The sequence below is a fragment of the Telluria sp. PB2R4 genome, assembly GCF_059685695.1.
In genome coordinates this window covers 336591-359710 of the sequence record NZ_JCASIC010000003.1, presented here as the reverse complement: position 1 = coordinate 359710, position 23120 = coordinate 336591, and the positions used below count along the sequence as shown (strand labels likewise).

The following is a 23120-nucleotide window of genomic DNA, read 5'->3' as shown; positions in this document are numbered from 1 at the left end:
GTCCAGTACCACTGCGTCCTTCAGGATCTCCATGCGCGACATCATCATCACGCTGATCGTTTTCAGCTCGCTTCCTTTTATCCTGAAGCGCCCGTACATCGGCGTCCTTATGTGGGTGTGGGTCAGCGTCATGAACCCGCACCGTCTCGGCTGGGGTTTCGCCTACGATTTCCCGTTTGCCGCGATTATCGCCGGCACGACGCTGTTGGCGCTTCTCATCACCCGAGACCCGAAAAAACTGCCTTCCACCCCGATTGTCTGGACGCTCGGGGCATTCATGGCGTGGATGGGCATCACGACCCTGTTTGCGATATGGCCGGAACCGTCGCTCGTCATGCTGGAAAAAGTCAGCAAGATCCTGCTGATGACTGCCGTGACCATGATGCTCATTAAGACCAAGGAACATATTAACTGGCTGGTGTGGGCATTGGTGTTGTCACTGGGCTACTTCGGCACAAAAGGGGGGCTGTTTACGCTCACCAGTGGCGGCAATGACATCGTTTGGGGTCCGCCGGGCAGCTATATTGAGGGCAACAACGAAGTGGCCCTGGCCTTCATCACCATCATTCCGATCATGTACTACCTGTTCCTTAGCGCTGAAAAAAGCTTCGTCCGCTGGGGCATGGCCGCCGCGATTATACTGTGTGCCTTCGCCGCCCTTGGCTCGTACTCGCGCGGCGCGCTGGTCGGCATCGCCGCCATGGTGTTTTTCCTTTGGCTGAAGAGCCCCAGAAAGATGCTTACCGGTACCGTTCTAGCGATGCTGATACCGGTGGCATTTCTGTTCATGCCAGAACAATGGTTCTCGCGGATGGACACCATCCAGACCTACGAGCAGGATGCCTCGGCGATGGGGCGCCTGAATGCGTGGGAGATGGCGTATAACCTGGCCTGCGACCGCTTCTTCGGCGGCGGTTTCGAAATTTATGACCGCACCGTGTTTGCACTTTACGCGCCCGTGCCGGAAGACGTGCACGCCGCCCACAGTATTTATTTCCAAGCGCTTGGCGAGCATGGCTTCGTCGGACTCGGCCTGTACCTGCTGCTGGCGGTGCTGACCTGGCGCAAGGCCGCCTGGATCCTGAAGGCCACCAAGGGTATGGACGAGCTCAAGTGGGCGGCCAACCTGGCGCGCATGATCCAGGTCAGCATGGTCGGCTTCGCCGTCGGAGGCGCCTTCCTCAGCCTGCTGTATTACGATGTACCGTATTACCTGATCGCGATTGTGGTATCGACCGCGGTGCTGGTCGAAAAAGCATTGGCCAGCAAGGCCCTGGAGAACAGCCCGGCCCCGGCTGAGCGGGGTGCGCGCGCCGGCCAGCACACCGTACCCGTTGGGGCCGCGAGCCGCGCAAGGAGTTCGCATGTCGCATAACAAGGAGTTCGCATGTCGCATAATATTATTCGCGCCGCCCACGGGCAGGGCGGGGCGCCCGGCGCCGGGTTTGCCTCGCTGGGCTATGGTGCGCTTGCGCGCATGGGTTTTGTCGGCAACGGCGCCAACCGCCTGTCGATTCTGATCTTCCACCGCGTGCTGGCCGAGCCCGATCCCCTCATGCCTTACGAGGTCGACGCGCGCCGCTTCGATGCGCTGCTTGCCTTGCTCGGCCACTGCTTCAACGTGATTTCGCTGGGCGAGGGCGTACGCGCCATGCGCGAGGGCAGGTTGCCGCCCCGCGCGGCTTGCATCACCTTCGACGACGGCTATGCCGACAATGCCGAAGTGGCGCTGCCCATCCTGCAAAAGCACGGCATGTCGGCGACCTTTTTTGTCGCTACCGGCTTTCTCGATGGCGGCCGGATGTGGAACGATACCGTCATCGAGCTGGTGCGGGCTGCGCCTGCCGAGTTCAACCTCAGTACGCTGGGCCATGGGCGCTTCGCCCTTCATACCCTGGCCGACCGCCAGGCGGCGATTGGCGCGCTGCTGGGCAGCCTGAAATACCTGCCGCTGGACGAACGGCTCGATGCCGTCGCCGCCATTGGCGAGCATGTGTTGGCGCCCCTGCCGGAGAACCTGATGATGCGCTCGGAGCAGGTGCGCGGCCTGCGCGCGGCCGGCATGGAAATCGGCGGGCATACCGTCAACCATCCGATCCTTGCGCGTATGGATGCGGTCGGCGCCAGACGTGAAATGGCCGACGGCAAACATGCACTGGAAGCGATCATCGGGGCGCCAGTGCGGCTGTTCGCCTATCCGAACGGTAAGCCGGGCCAGGACTACTTGGCCGAGCATGCGGCAATGGCGCGCGAAATCGGATTCGAGGCCGCCGTTTCCACCTCATGGGGCAGTGCCCGCCTGGCCAGCGATACGTTCCAGTTACCACGCTTTACGCCATGGGACCGCCACCCAATGGCATTCCTGCTGCGTATGATCCAGAACGCGCGTCGCGACGGCGACACAGCTTAGCGTGTGCGGTCCGGTGTAGCCGGACGACATGCTACCATGTCACTTTATTATCTTTCGAAATGTGCAATCGCTATGTATTTGAACGACGTTAAGACTATCTTGATCGACGTGCTCAGCCTGGGAGAATCCGCCCAGCACCTGACGGCCGAGTCCGCCCTGCTCGGCAGCATTCCTGAGCTGGACTCCATGGCCGTGGTCAATCTGCTGGCCGCGCTCGAAGAGCATTTCGGCTTCAGCATTGATGACGACGAGATTAGCGCATCCACATTCGAGACCCTCGGTAGCCTGAACGCGTTCGTCGAGCAAAAACTGGCCTGATCATGCGTCCCGCGCACCTGCGTGCCCAGCCCCACTTTCTGCCGGCCGCGCCGGGACAGCGCTTTAGCCTGTTCCATCCGGCGGCATGGGAGCGCTGCCGCGGCGCCATCCTGTATGTCCACCCGTTCGGCGAAGAAATGAACAAGTCGCGCCGCGCGGCGGCGCTGCAGGCGCGCGCGCTGGCCGACGCCGGCTTCGCCGTGCTGCAGGTCGACCTGCATGGCTGCGGCGACAGCAGCGGCGACTTCCGCGACGCCCGCTGGGCGCTGTGGAAGGCCGACCTGGACATCGCCTGCGCGTGGTTGGCACAGCGTACCGGCCAGCCGGTTACCCTGTGGGGCTTGCGCCTGGGCGCGCTTCTGGCGCTCGACTACGCGCAAACGGCCAGCCATCCGGTCGCGCGCATGGTCCTGTGGCAGCCGGTCCAGAGCGGCAGCCAGTACCTGACCCAGTTCCTGCGCCTGCTGAGCGCGAGGACGATGATCGAAGGCAGCGCCGGGCGTGCCAATGGCGCGCTGCGCGAAGCCTTGCTTGGCGGCGAAATGATGGAAGTGGCCGGCTACGAGCTGGCGCCGGAACTGGGCGCCGGCATCGACGGTGCCGACATGGCGCGTCTCGCGGCGCCGTCCTGCCCGGTCGACTGGTTCGACTGCGCCGTCTCAAGCGAGCGGCCGTTGACGCCGGCGGTCGCGCGCCAGGTCGCGGCCTGGCGCGCGGCCGGTACCGACGTGCAGGTGCACCAGGTGGCGTGCGCGCCGTTCTGGAGCAGCCAGGAAATCGACGAGGCGGCAGCGCTGGTGGCCGCCACGTCCGCCCTCAACTGGATACGAACCGATGAATTACCAAGAAAAAGCGCTTAGTTTCAGTTGCGGGGGAGACGGCCTGTTCGGCATCCTGAGTGTGCCAGAACGGCCGCGCCCGCGCGGCGTACTGGTGGTGGTCGGCGGACCACAATACCGCGTCGGCAGCCATCGCCAGTTCACTGAGCTGGCGCGCATGCTGGCGACCGACGGCACTGCCGCGATGCGCTTTGATTACCGCGGCATGGGCGATAGCGAAGGCGAGGCGCGCAATTTTGAAGCGGTCGACGAGGACCTGCGCGCCGCCATCGATGCGTTTTGCCAGGCGGTGCCGGACCTGCGTGAGGTGGTGATCTGGGGCCTGTGCGACGGCGCCTCAGCGGCCATGTTCTACGCGTCGCTCGATGCGCGCGTGACCGGGCTGGTGCTGCTCAATCCGTGGGCACGCACCGCGGACGGGCTGGCCAAGGCCACGCTCAAGCACTATTACCGCGCGCGCCTGCTCGATCCGGCGCTGTGGAAGAAGATTGCGGGCGGGCAGTTCAACTACCGGGCGGCGTTCGCGTCGCTTGGCCGGATCCTGCGTTCCGCGCGCGGCGCTGGCGTGCCGCAAGCGCCCAGCCAGGCCGCGCAAGGCGAGCCGGCGGGCAAGCCAGCAGCGCTGCCACTGCCCGAACGCATGTATGCTGGACTGTCCGCATTCAAGGGAAAGGTGCTGATGATCTTCAGCGAGCCCGACCTGACGGCGCAGGAATTCCTCGGCCTGGCCCAGGGAACGCCGCGCTGGCGCAAGCTGGTCGGTTCGCCGAGCGTGCAGCAGCTGAGATTGGCGGACGCGGATCACACGTTTTCACGCCGTACCTGGAAAGACCAGGTCGGCCGGTGGACCGCCGAATGGGTGGTATCGTGGTAAACATGGACGGCATGTCTGCTCGACAAAGGGAGTTATGATGAAAAAGATTGTCTACCCGCTGGCCGCTGCGCTATTGCTGCTGTCCGGCGCCGCCTACGCGCAAAAACGCATCCAGTATTGCGGCGATCTGACGACCCACTATGGTCCTTACGATTACCGCACTGAGAGCAACGCCAGACTGATGCTGGTGGAGAACGCACACTTTACCCCGGAGGTGGAAGCGGGCTTAAGAGGGAAAACCACTGAGATTGGCGGCGACCTTGATTACACGCTGCATGCATTTCCCAACCATGCCCGCGCGCTCGCGACGTTGGCCAAGGTCGGCCTGCGCGACAAGAGTTTGCATCTGAAGACGGCAAAATATCCGGTGGAATGCTACTTTGACCGTGCGATTCGGTTTGCTCCGGACGACGCGATCGTAAAGGCAGTCTACGGCAACTACCTGTTTGCGCTGGGGCGTACCGATGAGGCCCTGAACATGTTCAAGACCGCAAGCGAGATGATGCCGGCCGACCCGACGATCAGTTACAACACCGGATTGGCCTATTTCAAGAAAAAGGACTACGCCAACGCGCGCCGCCACGCCAAACTGGCCTACGACCTGGGCTTCCCGCTGCCGGGCTTGAAGAACAAACTGGCGGCGGTCGGCCAGTGGACGCAGGGCGCCGAATAAGCGCCCGTTCCGACACGGCTCAGCGCCGCAATTTGCTGCGCCGGATAAATATCAATCCGGCCGCGCCCAGGCCCAGCAGGGCCACGGAGCCGGGTTCTGGCACCTCGCCGTCCGGGTCGCCATTGCCGTTGCCCACGCGATCGAACGCCACTTCGCCGATCGCGCATTCGACAAAATCTTCCCCGTCGGGCTGCGGACAGCTCGACATTTCGAAGCGGATATACCTCAAGCTGGTCGGACCGAAGCTGAAGACGTCGGGACCATACGTCTCGTTCAACGGATTGTTGGTAGGCAGCAGTCCGGCCGCGATCAAGGTGAAATCCGTGCCGTTGAGCGAACCGAACAAATCCAGCTGGCCGATGCCCGAGTCGTCCTCGTTCCACAAGGCCAAGGCCTGGATGGTGAACGCTGCACCGAGGTCATAGGTCACGACGGCCGACGAGAAACCGGTCTCGCTGATCCATTCTCCGGTGAATTCAGGTGAGTGCTGGGGATCGGACGCGATGTAGGTGGCGAAATCGGTCACCCCGGGAATGTATGGGGTCAGTAGCCCCGATTGGTTAAAGCTGTTCTCGATCGGCGTGATGCCCGGCCCGCCAGCGTTGACAACCGCACTGGTGGCCGTAATGATGGTGCCAGCGCTCGCCCCCGTGCTGATTGCGACTGCCAGGATTGCAACCAAGACATGCTTTAGCATTTTTCTTCTCCTTTTAGTGTGATTTAGACGACTTGAAGAGCGATGCAAGAAATGGGCCAACGCTGTTCGCTGCTCAGCTTTACGGGCGCGCACTCACGCGCGGCGGTCGTCACTGCGGCTCGCAGTGACTGTCCTGTAAAGAACACCGACAATCGCCCGACGCCAAGCCCTATCGCTTAGCTCTCCACTGGATTGAGCGAATGGCGGGCCGTCAGGTCGTACAAGGTGGGACGGCTGACGCCGAGCATTTCGGCGGCTCGCAGGATGTTGCCGTCCGAGCGGGCCAGGGCCTTGAGCAAGGCCCCATATTCCGCTTCCTCGCGCACCTAGCGCAGGTTGATCGGCTGCTCGACCTGGTCGGTATCGCCCAGTTCGAGATCCTCGACGGTGATCTGGGGACCGTCGGCCATGATGATCGCGCGCTTGATGCAGTTTTCCATTTTCCCTCACGTTGCCCGGCCACGGATGGGCCTCAATCACCGCCAGCGCGTCGGGGCTGAAGTGCACCTTGCCGCGCGATTCGGCGGCGCTGAATTTGTTCTTGAAGTGGTGGGCCAGCAGGGCCGCGTCGCCGGTGCGCGCACGCAGCGGCGGGATGGTCACCACGATCTCGGACAGGCGGTAATACAAGTCCTCGCGGAAGCGTCCGGTCGTTGTCAGCTGCTTGAGGTTCTGGTGGGTCGCGCAGACGATACGCACGTCGACCGGGATTTCCTCATGGCCGCCGACCCGCTCGATCACGCGCTCCTGCAGGAAGCGCAGCAGCTTGGCCTGCAGCGACATCGGCAAGTCGCCGACCTCGTCGAGGAAGAAAGTGCCTTTGTGGGCCAGTTCGACCTGCCCTTGGTCTGCTTGGCGGCGCCGGTGAAGGCGCCTTTTTCATAGCCGAACAGCTCGCTCTCGAGCAGGTTTCCCGGAATTGCCGCGCAGTTGATCGCCATGAAGCGGTTGGCTGCGCGCGGCCCGTTGCAGCACCATGCCGAGCGTTTCGGGATCGCACGGCTTCTGCTGGAAATCGTAGGCGCCCATGGCGATCGCCTTGACCGCGTTGACCCGGTCCTGGCTGCCGGTCAGGACGATGACGCGGGTGTCCGGCGCCAGCGCCAGGATCTGCTGCAGTGTGGCCAGCCCTTCGGTGGCGCCGTCCGGGTCGGGCGGCAGGCCGAGGTCCATCGTCACCACCGGCGGTTCGTGGCAGCGGATCTGCGCCAGTGCGCTCTCGCGGTCGCCGGCGACGATCACGTCATACGAATCGAAGCTCCAGCGCAGTTGCATTTGCAGGCCCGGGTCGTCTTCGATAATCAATAGTTTCTGCTTGGTTTGGGTCACAACAATCCTCTTGCACTACGCGGCGATATCGATGCTGGCCGCTTCGACGCGGTATAGCGGCAACAATATCGTGAAAGTGGTTCCGCCCGGCCGGCTGCTCGTGACGTCAAGCTTGCCGCCCAGTTCGGAAATATATTCGCGGCTTTCGAACACCCCGATGCCCATGCCTGCCGACTTGGTCGACTCGAACGGCTGGAACAGCCGGTCGCGGATGAATTCTGCGCTCATGCCCGAGCCGCTGTCGCTGATCAGGACCTGAGCGGCGTCGCCGACCCGGTTGACCTTGATCGCAACAAAGCCGTCGCGGGCCGTCGCTTCGAGCGCGTTCTGGACCAGGTGCCCGATCACGCGCTCGAGGCATTCGCGGTCGGCCACTACCTTCAGCCCGGCATCCTTGATGTCGATCTGTGGACGCGGTTCGAACGCCGCCTTGCCGGCGACTGCCTGGCGCAGCACCTGGTCGAGGTGCAGCGGCGACGGGTGCTCCGGCGCCGCGCTGCGGCTGAGGCGCTGCAGCAGCAGGCGCATTTTCTGCACCGAGAAGTCGAGCGTCTCGAGCATGTCGCGCTGGAACTCCGGATTGTCCTTATGCTTTTTCCGCATTCGACGTCAGCAGCGACAGTTGCAACACCAGGTTCTTCAAATCGTGCACCACGAAGGTCGACATCCGGTTGAACGACTCGAACTGGCGCGCCACCATCAGGGCATTCGCCCCATCCTGTTGGGCCAAATAGCTGGCTGCCTGGCTGCCGGCGATTTTGAGCAGGTCGATTACTTCCCAATTCAGCTTGATCTTGCCGCGCGGTTGCTGCAGCACGACGAAGCCGAACAGCTTGCCCTGCAAGATCAAGGGCACCACCAGCCAGACGCGCGGGAAAGCGCGCAGCCAGTCCGGCAGCGCCACATCATTGTACTTCTCGGGCTCCTCGTCGTACTCGTCGTCGTTGATGCGGCGACCGACCAGGATCACCTGCGGGTGGTAGCCGACCATTTCGGCCTTGTGCGTCAGGTAGTAAGGATCGACGCCGATGCAGTGGTCGCCCGCCAGGCCAGGGCGGAACGGCAGGAAGCTCCACTTGGTGCCGGCCGCCTTCAGGACTTCCAGCGTGTCGATGCCGATCTTTTCGAAGATGATTGCCAGTTCGTTCATCAGCGCAATGTTCAGGTCGCACTGGGTGTTTTCGATGACCTTGGCCGCTTCGGCGACCTTGATGCTCGAAGCGCGGTAGACGCCGGCGGTGATCACCGACTCATACAGCTTGGCGATCTTGTCGAGGGTCTCGGCGTCGGCGCCAGAGACCAATTCCAAAATCGTCGTCAGGGTGTGTTCCTCGTGGCCCGGGTTGATCCGTTCGGGCAAGAAGCCGACGTGGAAGTCGACCTTCCATTTCAGGCCGGAATGCTCTCCAGGATAGGAATACAGACTTCTTCGGTGGCGCCTGGATACACGGTGGACTCGAAGATGACGATCGCGCCCTTCCCATGTTCTGGCCGACGGTCTTGCTGGCGCCGGCGAGCGGCGTGAAGTCCGGGTTATGGGCGATGTCGACCGGGGTCGGCACGGCCACGACGATGTAGGTCGCGTTTTCAGCACCGACGGATCGGTGCTGACCGTCAGGTGGCGGGCAACCTTCAGGTGCTCTGTATCCAGTTCGCCAGTCGGGTCGATATGCTTGCGATAGCTCTCGATCTTGGATTCGGACAGGTCGAAGCCGATAGTGGAGCTTTTCTTGCCACAACTCAACTGCCAAAGGCAGACCCACGTAGTCCAGTCCAACGACTGCGATGACGTCATCAGCTTGTATAATTGTTTCCGTTACAAGATAAAATTTTGACAATAATGAAATTACAACTTTACCACAAGCATTGGCGTTCAAACACCAAACCGTGAATTTCTGCACCAAGAGAAATAATATTTTTATCTCAGCAACACTATACTATCTGCCTTAACAAATACTGTTGACTCTGTTAAACAAGCGTGTCGTATGCGCGGTACAACACAGTACGTGTTGCAATGAATTAGCGGTGGTGAGGCGGGCTCAGCCACATGCGCGATGTAACAGGGTTGTTATATTATTAATCTCCACGTTTGAATTATTTTTTTGGCTCAATCGTGCGCGGGAGCGTGGCGCGTTGCCCACAGCCGCTACTGAATTCGGCTTGTTCGTGAACATTTTGTCTAGTAATATTGGCCAATGAAAAATCTTTCCCAACGACATTTTGCATTCGGGGCTTTCGATGACACCGACCTGGTCAGGCGAGCCGTGTCCGGATGCTGAACGTTTTTTTCACGGTTGATGTGGAGCTCTGGTGCGACGGCTGGCAAGACATTGACGAGAAATTTTCATTGGCCTACCAGCGCTACATCGTGGGAAACACCCCTGAGGGCGCGTATGGCCTGCCCTACCAGCTTGCCTTGCTGCGCGATCATGGACTCCCGGGCGTGTTCTTTGTCGAACCGCTGTTCGCGACCCGTTTTGGCCAGCAAGCGCTGGCCGATATCACCGGCATGGTGCGTGACGCGGGACATGAAGTTCAATTGCACCTGCACACCGAGTGGGTCGATGAGGCGCGCACGTCCTTGCTGCCAGGCCTACAGCGCAAGCGGCAGCACCTGCGCGAGTTTGCGCTGGACGAGCAGACCACGCTCATCAAAGCAGGTGTCGACATGATCGCCGCGACTGGCGGCCCGCGGCCCAATGCCTTCCGCGCGGGCAGCTTCGGCTTCAATCGCGACACCATGGATGCGCTGGCGGCCAACGGCATCGCGTTTGACAGCAGCTATAACGCCACCATGTTCGGACCCGACAGTGGGGTGTTGCCCGGCCAGGTTGCCACTGAGCCTTTCGAGTGCGCCGGCGTGTGGGAATACCCCATGACCGTGTACCACGAGGGCACGGGCAAACAGCGCCATGCCCAGCTGACCGCATGCTCGTCCGGCGAAATGGAAAGCTTGCTGTGGCAGGCGCTGGAAAAGGGGCGCTCGACCTTTGTCATCCTGTCGCACAGTGTTGAATTGTTGAACGACCAGCGCACCCGGCGCGACGCGATCGTCGTCAAGCGTTTCCAGAAACTCTGTGCTTTCCTCGACAAGCATCGCGATTCGTTCCGCACGTGCGGCTTTGCGGGTCTGGCGCCGCCCGCGGCGGTGGCCCAACCGCCGTTGCTGGTGTCGCCAATGTGGCGCACCGGCCATCGTGTTGCCGAACAGGTAGTCCGGAGGTTCCTTTGAGTCAGTGGCAGTGCAAGCGCGTCCCCTTTACATTCCAGCTGAGCGACCTGACGCTGTTCAGCATCGGGATCACCCTGCAGATGCGCAACGACGAGCTGGCGGACAATACCGCCGCAGTCGCGTCGCCGCGCGTCCCCGAACAGCCGCTTGCCAGCGGCAGCCAGGGCTTCGTTATCCGCGGCATGCCGGTCGAGGGGGCTTTGCCGGTACTCGCGCGCGTCGATGGCTATTTCCGCTACGTGCCACGCCAGTATCAGCATTGCCACATCGACCTTGGCCAGACCTTCGACGCCTACCAGAAAAAGTTCTCGTCCAAAACCCGCTCGACCATCAACCGCAAGATCAAGAAATTCACCGATCATTGCGGCGGCACCTTGCAGTGGCGGATGTACAAGGATTCAGTCGACATGCGCGAGTACTTCCGGCTGGCGCGCCAAGTGTCGAAGCGGACCTACCAGGAACGCTTGCTCGATTCCGGCCTGCCCGACTCGCCGGAGTTTTTCGCCGAGGCCGAACAATGGGCCGGCGAAGACCGCGTGCGGGCCTACATCCTGTTTGACGGCGAGCGGCCGGTTTCGTATCTGTATTGCCCGGTCACCGACGGCGTGCTCAGCTACTCTTATGTCGGGTACGATCCGGACTACATGGACAAGTCGGTCGGCATGGTGCTGCAGTGGCTGGCGGTCGAACAGCTATTTTCGGAGGGTAAGTTCCGCTACTTCGATTTCACCGAGGGAGCGTCCGATCACAAACGCCTGTTTTCCACGCATCAGCGGCATTGCGCCAATGTGTACTTCGTCCGGCGCGGCCTGCGCAATGGCGCGATCCTGCACGCGCACGCCGCGATGGACCGGCTGTCGGCATGGATTGGCAATGTGTTGACCCGCTACGGGCTCAAGGCCCGCCTGAAGCGCGTGTTGCGCTTTGCCCAGTTGCGGCCGGGAGCTTGACGTGAAGCAGTTCGCGAAAGCGCTGCTGCGCCTAGTGTTCCGCGATTATTCGCTCTACCGCATCTACACCTGCGCCACCACGGCGCCGGTGGCGCCTCGCACGGCCAGGAGTGCGACACTGATGGTGCGCGAGGTTGGCCCGGCCGACCTGGCCGCGAGCGGCGACGCGGAAATTGCCGAGCAGTCCGGCTACCTGGGCGCGGGATCGAATGCCTTTGCCTGCTTCGACGGCGCGCGCATCGTGGGGCTATGCTTCTACTGGCACGGCACCCGCTACCTGGAACGCAATTTCTGGCCACTGCAAGCCGGTCAGGCGAAACTGGTCCACATCATGACATTGCCGGAGATGCGCGGGCGCGAGGTGGCCACGACGCTGATCGCCGAGTCGTGCAGGGCGATGGCGGCCCATGGCTTCGACCGCAACTACGCCCGCATCTGGCACTCGAACACGCCATCGATCCGTGCCTTTACGCGTGCGGGATGGCAGAGCGTGGCGACCGTAGTCGAGGTCCAGCCTGCGGGCATGCGGCGCAACCTGCGCTTTACCTTCAAGCGTTAGCTGTCAGTCCTTCCCGCGCAGCCTGCCCAGAAGGCTGGCGACATCGTCGCTGACCGGCGTGCCCAGACGGCGCAGCAACTGGACATGCAATACCAAGTTTTCAAGGACCAGTTTCGCCGAAACAGCCAGCAAGGTCATCAGCCGGTCTTCGGTACTGAAGTTCTCCATCGCCGCAGCCATTTCACACAGATGGGTCGCCACCAGCGCACGCAGTTCATCTTCGGGAAATGGAAGGTCGGCAAAATCGATCGGATCTTCCTGTTCGACTTCCGCCATCAGGGCGGCAAGCTGGTCGGGCTGGATAGGCATGTGAACTCCCAGGGTCGTCTGGAGTCCATTCTAGGCCAGCGGCGGGCGTCAGAACCACGGAATTGCTAGTAGCGGCCCCGGCCATGCCGGCATAGAATGCCATTTCACAGTAGAAATGATGAGCGTGGACGATGGCCCGGCTGTTCTTTACCCAGCAATTGTCGCGCTTCACCAGCGTGCCGCAAGTCGACACCACCGCGGGCGTGCTGCGTGCCGGGCTGGACGACGCCTTCGCCATCAATCCGCTGCTGCGCGGCTACGTGCTCGACGACCAGGGCCGGCTGCGCGCCAACGTGACGATCTTTATCGACGGCCGGCGCTGCCGCGACACGGTGCGCCTGGACGACCCGTTGCAGCCTGGCAGCCAGGTCTACGTGCTGCAGGCACTTTCCGGAGGCTGAAGCATGAACGAGCGTGCATACCTGTCGACCCGCAAGGGCCTATTCGAACTGCGCAAGGAAAACGGCCGCTGGGACTTCGGCCCGGTCCATTTCCTTGGCGAGCCGGTGTCGATGGCACTGCCTGATACGCGCGACGGCACCCTGTATGCGGCCCTGAACCTGGGCCACTTCGGAGTCAAGCTGCACCGCCGCCGTCCTGGGGTCGAAACCTGGACCGAACTGCCGGCGCCGAGCTACCCACCCAAGCCGGAAGAGAGCGAGGACAAGGTCGACTGGAACAACCGCATGATCTGGGCGCTGGAGGCGGGCCATGCCAGCCAGCCCGGCCTGCTGTGGGCGGGCACGCTGCCCGGCGGCCTGTTCGTCTCGCGCGACCACGGCGACTCGTGGCAACTGGTGCGCTCGCTGTGGGACGTGCCGCAGCGCGCCAACTGGTTCGGCGGCGGCTACGACGTGCCGGGCATTCACAGCATCAGCACCGATCCGCGTGATGCCAATCAGGTGCTCGTGGGCGTGTCCTGCGGCGGCGCTTGGCGCAGTGAGGACGGCGGCGACAGCTGGACCGTCAGTTCGACCGGCATGCGCGCCGACTACATGCCGCCCGAGATGAACGAGAACGAGGAAATCCAGGACCCGCACCGCATCGTGCGCTGCCCAGGGCAGCCCGATGTGCTCTGGTGCCAGCACCACAACGGCATGTGGCGCTCGCTCGATGGCGGCCGGCGCTGGCAGGAGATCACGACGGCGCCGGTGTCGCGCTTCGGCTTTGCGGTGGCGGTCCATCCGCTTGATGCCGACACGGCCTGGTTCGTGCCACTGGAGGCGGACCAGCGCCGCATCCCGGTGGGCGCCTCGCTGGCGGTGCTGCGCACCCGCGACGGCGGCAAGAGCTTCGAGGTGCTGCGCCATGGCCTGCCGCAGGAGCACTGCTACGACGTGGTCTACCGCCACGGGCTGGCGGTGAGCGGCGACGGCCGTACCCTGTTGATGGGGTCGACGTCGGGTGGCGTGTGGATCTCGGAGAACGGCGGCGACAGCTGGCGGACTTTGTCCACCACGCTGCCGCCGGTGTATGCGGTGAGCTTCGGTTAACGAAGCTCACCCTTCGGCTAGAAGCTCACCGAGGGCTTACATATTGCGGCGGTACTGCCCGCCAACCTCGAACAGCGCGGTCGTGATCTGCCCCAGCGAGCAGACGCGTACCGCGTCCATCAGCCGGGCGAACACGTTCTCGTTGTCGATCGCCGCCTGCTGCAGCGCCGCCAGGGCGGCCGGGGCAGCGGAGGCATTGCGTGCGTGGAATGCTTCCAGGCGTGTCAGCTGCGATTGCTTTTCGTCGTCGGTCGACCGCGCCAGCTCGATCGTCGCCGGGGCGCCTAGAGCGTTCGGATTGCGGAAGGTGTTCACGCCGATGATCGGCAGGGTGCCGTCGTGCTTCTGGTGCTCGTACAGCATCGACTCTTCCTGGATCTTGCCGCGCTGGTAGCCGGTTTCCATCGCGCCCAGCACACCGCCACGCTCGGCGATGCGCTCGAATTCCTGCATCACCTGCTCTTCGACCAGGTCGGTCAGTTCGTCGATGATGAACGATCCCTGGTTCGGGTTCTCGTTCTTCGCAAGGCCCCATTCGCGGTTGATGATCAGCTGGATGGCCAGTGCGCGGCGGACGGATTCGTCGGTCGGCGTGGTGATTGCTTCGTCGTAGGCGTTGGTGTGCAGCGAGTTGCAGTTGTCGTAGATCGCGATCAGCGCCTGCAGCGTGGTGCGGATGTCGTTGAAGTCGATCTCCTGCGCGTGCAGCGAGCGGCCCGAGGTCTGGATGTGGTATTTCAGCTTCTGGCTACGCTCGTTGGCGCCGTACTTGTCGCGCATGGCGACGGCCCAGATGCGGCGCGCCACGCGGCCCAGCACCGTGTATTCCGGGTCCATGCCGTTCGAGAAGAAGAAGGACAGGTTGGGGGCGAAATCGTCGATGTGCATGCCGCGCGCCAGGTAGGCTTCCACGAAGGTGAAGCCGTTCGACAGCGTGAAGGCGAGCTGCGAGATCGGGTTCGCGCCGGCTTCGGCGATGTGGTAGCCCGAGATCGACACCGAGTAGAAATTGCGCACCTGGTGGTGGACGAAATATTCCTGGATGTCGCCCATCACCTTCAGCGAGAATTCGGTGCTGAAGATGCAGGTGTTCTGGCCCTGGTCTTCCTTCAGGATGTCGGCCTGCACGGTGCCGCGCACGTTCATCAGGACCCAGTCCTTGATCTTGGCCGCTTCGTCGTCGGTCGGCTGGCGGCCGTTGTCCGCCACGAACTTGTCGATCTGCTGGTCGATGGCGGTGTTCATGAACATCGCCAGGATGGTCGGGGCCGGGCCGTTGATGGTCATCGACACCGAAGTCGACGGGCTGCACAGGTCAAAACCGTCGTACAGCACCTTCATGTCGTCCAGGGTCGCGATCGAGACGCCCGAGTTGCCGACCTTGCCGTAGATGTCCGGGCGCAGCGCCGGGTCGGCGCCATACAGGGTCACCGAGTCGAAGGCGGTCGACAGGCGCTTGGCGTCCATGCCGGTCGACACCAGCTTGAAACGGCGGTTGGTGCGGAAGGCGTCGCCTTCGCCCGCGAACATGCGGGTCGGGTCTTCGCCTTCGCGCTTGAAGGCGAACACGCCGGCCGTGTAGGGGAAGGAGCCGGGCACGTTTTCCAGCATCAGGAAGCGCAGCACCTCGCCATGGTCTTCGAATTTCGGCAGTGCCACCTTGCGGATCGGGTTGCCCGACAGGGTCTTCGAGACCAGGCGGGTACGGATTTCCTTGTCGCGGATTTTCACGACATAGTCGTCTCCCGCGTAGGCGGCCTGCATGTCCGGCCACATGGCCAGCAGCTTTTTCGCGCCGCCTTCCATGGCGTTCTCGCGCTCGGTAATCAGGTCATCGAGCACCGCTTCCCGATTGGCCGCAGCCAGCATGCGCCTGGTTTCGCTCAAGTGCTGGCGCTCGCGGGCGAGGTTCACCTGTTTGCGCACGTTGCGGTGGTAGCCGCGCACGGTGTCGGCGATTTCGGCCAGGTAGCGGGCACGGGCTGGCGGAACGATCACGTTCTTGCCGCTCGAGTATTTTTGCGAAGGCGCAGCCAGGCGGCTTGCCTCGACCTGAAGCCCCAGTTCCGCCAGCTTCGGCAGCAGACCGTGGTACAGGGCCGTCACGCCGTCGTCGTTGAAGCGCGACGCCTGGGTGCCGTACACCGGCATCTCGTCAGGCTGGCGGCTCCACATCTCGCGGTTGCGCTGGTACTGCTTGGCGACGTCGCGCAGTGCATCCTGGGCGCCCTTGCGGTCGAATTTATTAATCGCGATGAAGTCGGCGAAGTCGAGCATGTCGATCTTCTCGAGCTGCGAGGCGGCGCCGAATTCCGGGGTCATCACGTACATCGAGGTGTCGACGTGCGGCACGATGGCCGCATCGCCCTGTCCGATGCCCGAGGTCTCGACGATGACGAGATCGAAGCCGGTGACCTTGCAGGCGGCAATGACATCGGGCAGGGCCTGCGAGATCTCGGAACCGGCATCGCGGGTGGCGAGCGAGCGCATGAACACACGCGCCCGCATTTCTCCCTGATTGTTCCATGGGTTGATCGCGTTCATGCGGATGCGGTCGCCCAGCAGGGCGCCGCCCGACTTGCGGCGCGACGGGTCGATCGAGATGACCGCGATGTTGAGGCGGTCGCCCTGGTCGAGGCGAATGCGGCGGATCAGTTCATCGGTCAGCGAGGACTTGCCTGCGCCGCCGGTGCCGGTGATGCCGAGGACCGGGGTCTTGACGGTATCGGCGGCTTCGACGATCTGCTTGCGCAGGCCATCATCGAGCTTGCCGTTTTCCAGCGCGGTGATCAGCTGGGCCAGCGGGCGGTGGCGCTCGGCGATGTCGCCCGCGCGCAGGCCATCGATGGTCGTGGGCGCATAGGACGACAGGTCGACGTCGCAGGTCTCCAGCATCGAACGGATCATGCCGACCAGGCCCATGCGCTGGCCGTCTTCCGGGCTGAAGATGCGGGTGACGCCATAGGCGTGCAGTTCTTCGATCTCGCTCGGGACGATCACGCCGCCGCCGCCGCCGAACACCTTGATGTGGGCGCCGCCGCGCTGGCGCAGCAGGTCGATCATGTACTTGAAATATTCGACGTGGCCGCCCTGGTAGCTCGAGATGGCGATGCCTTGCACGTCTTCGCTGAGTGCCGCAGTGACGACTTCGTCGACCGAGCGGTTGTGGCCGAGGTGGATCACTTCGGCGCCGTTCGACTGCAGGATGCGGCGCATGATGTTGATCGAGGCGTCATGGCCGTCGAACAGGGATGCGGCGGTGACGAAGCGCACCTTGTTGGCCAGCTTCGGCTGCTCCGGCAGGTCGAGTTTCGCGGCGGTGGTGATGTCGTTCATTGGGTATGGTCCTTGGGAGTTCGGGAGGACAGAGGTATCTCGGTACGGTATATGACGTTAACGTTAACGTCAAGCTGGGTACAGGTATAGCGGGGTGGGCCTTGGCCCACCCGGGCAAATTACGCCGCGCGGCGCTTAATGTTGCCGGAGAGCAGTTCCGCCTTGCGCGCACGGAATTCGGCCACCGCCTTTTCCTTCACGTGGCCGAAGCCGCGGATCTGTTCCGGCAGCGCGGCCAGTTCGACCGCCTCCGCATGGTTGGCCGCGTCCAGCCCGGCGATCAGGCCTTCCACCAACTCGCGGTATTCGCCAATCAGGGCGCGTTCCATCCTGCGCTCGGCGGTGCGGCCGAACACGTCGAAGGCGCCGCCGCGCAGGCCTTTCATCTTCGCCAGCAGCTTGAAGGCGCCGAACATCCATGCGCCGTACTGCGCCTTGACCATCTGGCCCTTGGCGTCCTTCCTGGCGAACAGCGGTGGCGCCAGGTTGAACTTGAGCTTGACGTCGCCCTCGAACTGGCTCTTGAGCTGTTCGACGAAGCGGCCATCGGTGTACAGGCGCGCCACTTCGTATTCGTCCTTGTAGGCCATCAGCTTGGCGTAGTTCTTCGCCACTGCCATTGTCAGCTTGCTGCCCAGGCCCCTGGCGGTCTCGATCTCGCGCACGCGCTCCACCAGCTTCCGGTAGACCTCCGCATAGGCGGCGTCCTGGTAGCCGGTCAGGTGCTCGACACGCTTCTTGATCACGCTGTCCAGGCTTTGCGGCATCTGGATCACGACGGTCTGGCCCGGCGTCGCCTGCTTCTCGACGCGCTTGCAGTCCACCGCGGCGCGGCGGCCCCACAGGAAGCTCATCTTGTTGGACGCGACGGCCACGCCATTGAGCTCGATCGCGCGCAGCAGCGCGGCTTCCGACAGCGGGATTCGGCCCTTCTGCCAGGCGTAACCCATCAGGAACAAGTTGGTGGCGATCGAGTCGCCCATCAGCGCGGTGGCCAGCCTGGTGGCGTCGACGAAATCCACGCCGGACGCGCCGCCCACCGCTTCCAGGATCAGCGCACGCACGTCGCCCGAGGGGAATTCCCAGTCGCGTTGCTGCGCAAAAGTGCCGGTCGGCTGCTCGTGCAGGTTGACGATGGCCAGGGTGCGGCCCGGGCGCATTTTCGAGACCGCGTCGGCGGCGCCGGTGGTCAGGATGTCGCAGCCCAGGATCAGGTCCGCTTCTCCGGTGGCGATGCGCTGCGCGCGCAGGCGGTCCGGGGTCGCTGCAATCTTCACGTGCGAGGTCACCGAGCCGTTCTTCTGGCTCATGCCGGTCATGTCCAGCACCGACGCGCCTTTGCCTTCCAGGTGGGCCGCCATGCCCATCAGCGCGCCGACGGTGATGACGCCGGTGCCGCCGATACCGTTGATCAGGATGTTGTACGGATGCTCGATGCCCGGCAGCGTCGGTTCCGGCAGCGAGCCCCAACCGTCATCGGCGCCTTGCTTCGATACGCCGGCCTTGCTCTTCTTGAGCGTGCCGCCTTCGACGGTGACGAAGCTCGGGCAGAAGCCCTTGGCGCAGGAGTAGTCTTTATTGCACGAGGACTGGTCGATCTGGCGCTTGCGGCCGAATTCCGTTTCCTTCGGCAGGATCGAGACGCAGTTCGACTGGATGCCGCAGTCGCCGCAGCCTTCGCACACGGCTTCATTGATCACCATGCGCTGGTTCGGGTCGGGGAATTCATTCTTTTTACGACGGCGGCGCTTCTCGGCGGCGCAGGTCTGGTCGTAGATGATGACGGTCACGCCCGGCAGTTCGCGCAGTTCGCGCTGGATGTCGTCCATGTGCTTGCGGTCGTGCAGGGTGACGACTGCCGGCAGGTTCGAGCGGTCCGCGTAGCGCGACAGGTCTTCGGTCACCAGCGCGATGCGTTTCACGCCCTCGGCCGCCATCTGCTGGGCGATGTGCGGCACGGACGTGGTGCCGTCGACCGGCTGGCCGCCGGTCATCGCGACCGCGTCGTTGTACAGGATCTTGTAGGTGATGTTGACCTTGGCCGACACGGCGGCACGGATCGCCAGGTAGCCCGAGTGGAAGTAGGTGCCGTCGCCCAGGTTCTGGAACACGTGCGGCACCTTCGAGAACGCGGCCTGGCCGATCCAGGGCGCGCCTTCGCCGCCCATGTGGGTGGTCAGCTTGTTCATCTCCGGGTAGATCGAGGTCGCCATCACGTGGCAGCCGATGCCGGCCAGCGCGAAGGAGCCTTCCGGCACCTTGGTCGAGCTGTTGTGCGGGCAGCCCGAGCAATAAAAGGCCGGGCGGAAGGGCGTGGTGATCGCCTTCTGCAACACGGCGTCCTTCGCTTCCAGGAAGGACAGGCGCGCCTTGATCAGGTCACGCGTCGCTTCGTCGCTGACCAGGCGCGCAATGCGGCCCGCAATTACGCGCGCGACTTGCGCCACCGAGAAGTCGGCCTTGGGCGGCAGCAGCCAGTCGCCGCGCGGCGCGACCCACTCGCCCTTGTCGTCGAACTTGCCGACGATGTGCGGGCGCACGTCATCGCGCCAGTTGTACAGCTGTTCCTTCAGTTGGTACTCGACCACCTGGCGCTTCTCTTCGACCACCAGGATTTCCTCCAGGCCCTGGGCGAATTCGCGCACGCCTTCCGGCTCCAGCGGCCAGATCATCGCGACCTTGTACAGGCGCAGGCCGATTTTGGCGGCCATGGCTTCGTCGATGCCCAGCTCTTCCAGTGCTTCCAGCACGTCGAGATAGGACTTGCCGGAAGCGATGATGCCGAGTTTCGCGTCCGGGCTGTCGATGGTGGTGCGATTGAGCTTGTTTTCGCGGGCGTAGGCCAGCGCTGCGTAGATCTTGTAGTCCTGCATCAGCGCTTCCTGGGCGCGCGCCTGCTGGCCCAGCGGCACCGACGACAGCTTCGTATTCAGCCCGCCTTCGGGCATCGCGAAGTCCTGCGGCAGCTTGACGTCGACGCGGAAGGGATTGGCGTCGACCGAGGCGCTCGATTCGACCGTGTCGGCCAGCGCCTTGAAGGCGACTGCGCAGCCCGAGAAGCGCGACATGGCCCAGCCGTGCACGCCGAGGTCCAGGTATTCCTGCACGTTGCAGGGGTAGAGCACCGGGATCATGCAGGCCGAGAAGATATGGTCGGACTGGTGCGGCAGGGTCGAGGAGTACGCCCCGTGATCGTCGCCGGCCACCAGCAGCACGCCGCCATGTTTCGCGGTGCCGGCGTGGTTCATGTGCTTGAAGACGTCGCCGCAGCGGTCCACGCCCGGGCCTTTGCCATACCACATGGCGAACACGCCGTCGTACTTGGCGGGTCCGATCAGGTCGACGGTCTGGGTGCCCCAGACGGCGGTGGCGGCCAGGTCTTCGTTCACGCCGGGCACGAACTGGATGTGGTTCGCTTCCAGGTGATGTTTCGCCTTCCACAGGGTCTCGTCGAGGCCGCCGAGCGGCGAACCGCGGTAGCCGGACACGAAGCCGGCGGTGTCCAGGCCGGCGGCGGCGTCGCGCTCGCGCTGGATCATCGGCAGGCGCACCAGGGCCTGGATCCCGGACAGGAAGATGTTGCCGGTCCTGGCGGTGTACTTGTCGTCGAGGGTAACGGTGGTCAGGCGGGACGAATAGTCCGGCGTCGCCGCTTGTGGCGTGACGGTATCTGGCATGGTGTCTCCATTGTGTGGTTCGTGCTGTTGCGCCGCCGCCGGGTAGGCAGGGGCGCATTTTTAAGCGCTGGAGTGTAGGGACTCAGGCCAGCCAGGGCCAATAGGGAATGCGGATAGGGGTATAAGAAAAACTGATGACCGTTATATGGTCAACGCGCGCTCAGCCGCGCACCCGGCCAGGCGCCGCGCGCGCACAGGTCCTCGGTGACCTCGCGTACCAGCTTCGCGATCGCTGCGGAAGCATTCGTGAGCGGGATGTTCCGCGAAGCGCACAGGGTCACATGGCGCGTCACGGCCGGGCCGCCCACCGGCCAGGCGGCCATCGCGCCGCGCTCGATATCGGCCAGCAGGGGCGCGACCGGAAGCAGGGTGGCGCCCAGGTCCGCCAGCAGGGCGGAACGCAGGATGGCCAGCGAGTTGATCTCGAGGATGTGGCCGAGCGCCAGGCCGGCTCCGTGCGCCACCTGTTCGACCAGCGGCCGCACGCCGTGCTGGCGCGCCGGCAGGATCAGGGTGCTCGCCAGCGCTTCCTGCAGGCTCAAGCGTGCTGTGCCCGGGGCAAAAGCAGAGCCGGCGCGGCAGATGAACATCAGGTCTTCCTCGACAAGTGGCGTCGCGTTGAAGTGCCCGGCCGGGACTTCGTCGAACAGCACCGCCAGGTTGAGGCGCCCCGACTTCAGCTGCTCGGTGAGGCTGCCCGAAATCTCTTCGGTCAGTTGCAAGGTGATTTCCGGGTACCTGGCGCGGCTCTCCTTCAGCAAGGGCAACGCCAGCGCACCCGATATGCTGTGCGGCAGGCCGAGCGACACGCTGCCCGAGGGCCGCGTGGTGGACTGGACCACCGCCGAACGTGCATCGGCCACCTGCTTGAGGATCGCCTGCGCATGCTCGTAGAAGATCTTGCCCGCATCGGTACTGACGACCCCGTGGGCCGAGCGGTGCACCAGCTGCGCCCCCAGTTCTTCCTCGAGCTGGCGCAACTGCTGCGTCAATGCCGGCTGCGCCACATGCAGGACCAGCGCGGCGCGCGACAGCGAACCGTGGTCAACGATGGCAACGAAATAGCGGAGCTGGCGAAGTTCCATTCGAGGTTGTGTTTGTGGTGCAACAAATGATGATATGCAGTAATTTCTCGGTAACAATCTTGCTATACTGCATGTTCGCGAAATGGCGCCAATATTATTACAGAGCAGAGAAGAGACATGTTGAAGAAGGTGGACGCGTCACAGCTGAAGATCGGGATGTTCATCCACGACCTCGATTGCGGCTGGATGGAACATCCGTTCGTACGCAACCGTTTCGTGCTGACGACCGAGGACGAGATCTACAAGATCCGCAACGCCAAGATCCGCGGCGTCGTCATCGATTGCAGCAAGGGCCTGGACGTGAACGACGCGCCGACCCTGGCGCAGGCCGAAGCCGCCACCGAAGCGGAGGTGACCGCGATTGCCACCACACCGCGGATCGTCACCCGGGTGTCGCTGGGCGAGGAGCTCCAGCGCGCCGCCCAGATCCGCAAGCAGGCCGCCGGCCTGGTGCGCACCGTGATGGCCGACGCCCGGCTTGGCAAGGCGGTCGAGCTGGACAAGGTGGGGCCGGTGGTCGAAAGCGTGACCGAATCGATCCTGCGTAATTCCGGCGCCCTGCTGGGCCTCCTGCGCATCAAGAACAAGGACGATTACACCTTCCTGCATTCGGTCAGCGTGTGCGCGCTGCTGGTCGCGTTCTGCCGTTCGCGCAACATGGACGAGGACACGATCTACCAGGCCGGCCTGGGCGGCCTGCTGCACGACACCGGCAAGGCGCTGGTGCCGGACGCTATCCTGAACAAGCAGGGGCGCCTGACCGACGAGGAATTCGACGTCATCAAGCGCCATCCGCGCGACGGCTACGACATCCTGGTCAAGACGCCGGAGATCGGCGCGATCCCGCTCGACATCACGCTGCACCACCATGAGCGGCGCGACGGCACCGGCTATCCGGACAAGCAGGACGAGGGCCGCATCAGCGAGCTGGCGCAGATGGCGGCGATCGTCGACGTCTACGACGCCATCACCTCGGACCGCTGCTACCACAAGGGCATGCCGGCGGCCGAAGCGCTGCGCAAGATCTACGAGTGGAGCAAATTCCACTTCAACCCGACCCTGGCCCAGGAGTTCATGCGCTGCGTCGGCATCTACCCGGTCGGCACGCTGGTGCTGCTGGAATCCGGCCGCCTCGGCGTGGTGATCGAGCCGCACGAGACCAGCCTGCTTACGCCGAAGGTCAACGTGTTCTTCAGTACCAAGAGCCAGGGCTATATCAAGCCGCAGACTCTCGACCTGTCCAAGGCGCTGGGCTTTGGCGGCGGCGACAAGATCCTGCGCCACGAGTCGGCCGAGAAGTGGAACGTCAACCCGCTGCAGTTCATGAACATCGCCTGAT

Annotated in this window: 18 protein-coding genes and 2 pseudogenes; 12 read left to right on the top strand and 8 right to left on the bottom strand. The window is 63.5% G+C overall.

Annotated features, from left to right (window positions below; all coding sequences use genetic code 11):
• Positions 1 to 31: 31 nt before the first annotated feature.
• From AC56LU_RS07765 to AC56LU_RS07740, 6 genes are all read left to right on the top strand, one after another.
• Positions 32 to 1375, top strand: coding sequence for a putative O-glycosylation ligase, exosortase A system-associated (locus tag AC56LU_RS07765; protein WP_497175011.1), 1344 nt, complete (start codon positions 32 to 34; stop codon positions 1373 to 1375).
• A 12-nt stretch (positions 1376 to 1387) separates the two neighbouring features.
• On the top strand, positions 1388 to 2410 hold the full coding sequence (locus AC56LU_RS07760; RefSeq protein WP_497175010.1) for a polysaccharide deacetylase family protein: 1023 nt from the start codon (positions 1388 to 1390) through the stop codon (positions 2408 to 2410).
• 108 nt (positions 2411 to 2518) lie between these two features.
• A complete protein-coding gene (locus AC56LU_RS07755) occupies positions 2519 to 2728 on the top strand; it encodes an acyl carrier protein (RefSeq protein WP_497175135.1) in 210 nt (69 codons plus the stop codon).
• Positions 2729 to 2730: 2 nt separating this feature from the next.
• Entirely contained in the window at positions 2731 to 3588 is an 858-nt protein-coding gene (locus AC56LU_RS07750) for a hydrolase 2, exosortase A system-associated (protein WP_497175009.1), read from the top strand.
• Entirely contained in the window at positions 3563 to 4441 is an 879-nt protein-coding gene (locus AC56LU_RS07745) for a hydrolase 1, exosortase A system-associated (protein WP_497175008.1), read from the top strand. The genes AC56LU_RS07750 and AC56LU_RS07745 overlap by 26 nt, the downstream gene beginning before the upstream one ends.
• A 37-nt stretch (positions 4442 to 4478) precedes the next feature.
• Entirely contained in the window at positions 4479 to 5114 is a 636-nt protein-coding gene (locus AC56LU_RS07740) for a tetratricopeptide repeat protein (RefSeq protein WP_497175007.1), read from the top strand.
• 19 nt (positions 5115 to 5133) lie between these two features.
• On the opposite strand, the gene AC56LU_RS07735 is transcribed toward AC56LU_RS07740, so the two are convergent.
• From AC56LU_RS07735 to AC56LU_RS07720, 4 genes and pseudogenes are all read right to left on the bottom strand, one after another.
• Entirely contained in the window at positions 5134 to 5811 is a 678-nt protein-coding gene (locus AC56LU_RS07735; protein WP_497175006.1) for a discoidin domain-containing protein, read from the bottom strand.
• A gap of 176 nt (positions 5812 to 5987) precedes the next feature.
• Positions 5988 to 7086, bottom strand: a pseudogene (locus AC56LU_RS07730) (sigma 54-interacting transcriptional regulator).
• A gap of 69 nt (positions 7087 to 7155) precedes the next feature.
• Positions 7156 to 7743: an ATP-binding protein gene (locus tag AC56LU_RS07725; protein WP_497175005.1), complete on the bottom strand. Its 588-nt coding sequence runs from the start codon at positions 7741 to 7743 to the stop codon at positions 7156 to 7158.
• A gap of 337 nt (positions 7744 to 8080) precedes the next feature.
• Positions 8081 to 8945, bottom strand: a pseudogene (locus tag AC56LU_RS07720) (nucleotide sugar dehydrogenase); the annotation flags it as partial.
• A gap of 467 nt (positions 8946 to 9412) precedes the next feature.
• On the opposite strand from AC56LU_RS07720, the gene AC56LU_RS07715 reads away from it, so the two are divergent.
• The 3 genes from AC56LU_RS07715 to AC56LU_RS07705 are packed head-to-tail and all read left to right on the top strand — an operon-like array spanning position 9413 to position 11881.
• Entirely contained in the window at positions 9413 to 10372 is a 960-nt protein-coding gene (locus AC56LU_RS07715; protein ID WP_497175004.1) for a polysaccharide deacetylase family protein, read from the top strand.
• A complete protein-coding gene (locus AC56LU_RS07710; protein ID WP_497175003.1) occupies positions 10369 to 11322 on the top strand; it encodes a GNAT family N-acetyltransferase in 954 nt (317 codons plus the stop codon). Before AC56LU_RS07715 ends, AC56LU_RS07710 begins: the two co-directional genes overlap by 4 nt.
• Before the next feature lies 1 nt (position 11323).
• Positions 11324 to 11881: a GNAT family N-acetyltransferase gene (locus AC56LU_RS07705; protein ID WP_497175002.1), complete on the top strand. Its 558-nt coding sequence runs from the start codon at positions 11324 to 11326 to the stop codon at positions 11879 to 11881.
• Between the two features lie 3 nt (positions 11882 to 11884).
• Here AC56LU_RS07705 and AC56LU_RS07700 read toward each other — a convergent pair whose 3' ends face one another.
• A complete protein-coding gene (locus AC56LU_RS07700) occupies positions 11885 to 12190 on the bottom strand; it encodes a hypothetical protein (RefSeq protein WP_497175001.1) in 306 nt (101 codons plus the stop codon).
• A gap of 131 nt (positions 12191 to 12321) precedes the next feature.
• Between AC56LU_RS07700 and AC56LU_RS07695 the strand changes: the two genes are divergently transcribed.
• Positions 12322 to 12591: a MoaD/ThiS family protein gene (locus AC56LU_RS07695; protein WP_497175000.1), complete on the top strand. Its 270-nt coding sequence runs from the start codon at positions 12322 to 12324 to the stop codon at positions 12589 to 12591.
• 3 nt (positions 12592 to 12594) lie between these two features.
• Positions 12595 to 13683 (top strand): WD40/YVTN/BNR-like repeat-containing protein, encoded by a 1089-nt coding sequence (locus tag AC56LU_RS07690; protein ID WP_497174999.1) that lies wholly within the window; start codon positions 12595 to 12597, stop codon positions 13681 to 13683.
• A 36-nt stretch (positions 13684 to 13719) separates the two neighbouring features.
• On the opposite strand, the gene icmF is transcribed toward AC56LU_RS07690, so the two are convergent.
• From icmF to AC56LU_RS07675, 3 genes are all read right to left on the bottom strand, one after another.
• A complete protein-coding gene (gene icmF, locus AC56LU_RS07685) occupies positions 13720 to 17019 on the bottom strand; it encodes a fused isobutyryl-CoA mutase/GTPase IcmF (protein ID WP_497174998.1) in 3300 nt (1099 codons plus the stop codon).
• A gap of 119 nt (positions 17020 to 17138) precedes the next feature.
• On the bottom strand, positions 17139 to 20696 hold the full coding sequence (locus AC56LU_RS07680; protein WP_497174997.1) for an indolepyruvate ferredoxin oxidoreductase family protein: 3558 nt from the start codon (positions 20694 to 20696) through the stop codon (positions 17139 to 17141).
• A 149-nt stretch (positions 20697 to 20845) separates the two neighbouring features.
• Positions 20846 to 21781 carry a LysR substrate-binding domain-containing protein gene (locus AC56LU_RS07675; protein ID WP_497174996.1) on the bottom strand — a complete coding sequence of 312 codons (936 nt, stop codon included), beginning with the start codon at positions 21779 to 21781 and terminating at the stop codon, positions 20846 to 20848.
• Positions 21782 to 21898: 117 nt separating this feature from the next.
• Between AC56LU_RS07675 and AC56LU_RS07670 the strand changes: the two genes are divergently transcribed.
• Positions 21899 to 23119, top strand: coding sequence for an HD-GYP domain-containing protein (locus AC56LU_RS07670; RefSeq protein WP_497174995.1), 1221 nt, complete (start codon positions 21899 to 21901; stop codon positions 23117 to 23119).
• Position 23120 lies beyond the last annotated feature (1 nt).

Bases quoted from the DNA above. Each gene is read 5' to 3' on its own strand.
- AC56LU_RS07765 (WP_497175011.1), top strand. From the start codon at position 32: ATGCGCGACATCATCATCACGCTGATCGTTTTCAGCTCGCTTCCTTTT.
- AC56LU_RS07760 (WP_497175010.1), top strand. From the start codon at position 1,388: ATGTCGCATAATATTATTCGCGCCGCCCACGGGCAGGGCGGGGCGCCC.
- AC56LU_RS07750 (WP_497175009.1), top strand. From the start codon at position 2,731: ATGCGTCCCGCGCACCTGCGTGCCCAGCCCCACTTTCTGCCGGCCGCG.
- AC56LU_RS07745 (WP_497175008.1), top strand. From the start codon at position 3,563: ATGAATTACCAAGAAAAAGCGCTTAGTTTCAGTTGCGGGGGAGACGGC.
- AC56LU_RS07740 (WP_497175007.1), top strand. From the start codon at position 4,479: ATGAAAAAGATTGTCTACCCGCTGGCCGCTGCGCTATTGCTGCTGTCC.
- AC56LU_RS07735 (WP_497175006.1), bottom strand. From the start codon at position 5,811: ATGCTAAAGCATGTCTTGGTTGCAATCCTGGCAGTCGCAATCAGCACG.
- AC56LU_RS07725 (WP_497175005.1), bottom strand. From the start codon at position 7,743: ATGCGGAAAAAGCATAAGGACAATCCGGAGTTCCAGCGCGACATGCTC.
- AC56LU_RS07715 (WP_497175004.1), top strand. From the start codon at position 9,413: ATGCTGAACGTTTTTTTCACGGTTGATGTGGAGCTCTGGTGCGACGGC.
- AC56LU_RS07700 (WP_497175001.1), bottom strand. From the start codon at position 12,190: ATGCCTATCCAGCCCGACCAGCTTGCCGCCCTGATGGCGGAAGTCGAA.
- AC56LU_RS07695 (WP_497175000.1), top strand. From the start codon at position 12,322: ATGGCCCGGCTGTTCTTTACCCAGCAATTGTCGCGCTTCACCAGCGTG.
- AC56LU_RS07690 (WP_497174999.1), top strand. From the start codon at position 12,595: ATGAACGAGCGTGCATACCTGTCGACCCGCAAGGGCCTATTCGAACTG.
- icmF (WP_497174998.1), bottom strand. From the start codon at position 17,019: ATGAACGACATCACCACCGCCGCGAAACTCGACCTGCCGGAGCAGCCG.
- AC56LU_RS07680 (WP_497174997.1), bottom strand. From the start codon at position 20,696: ATGCCAGATACCGTCACGCCACAAGCGGCGACGCCGGACTATTCGTCC.
- AC56LU_RS07675 (WP_497174996.1), bottom strand. From the start codon at position 21,781: ATGGAACTTCGCCAGCTCCGCTATTTCGTTGCCATCGTTGACCACGGT.
- AC56LU_RS07670 (WP_497174995.1), top strand. From the start codon at position 21,899: ATGTTGAAGAAGGTGGACGCGTCACAGCTGAAGATCGGGATGTTCATC.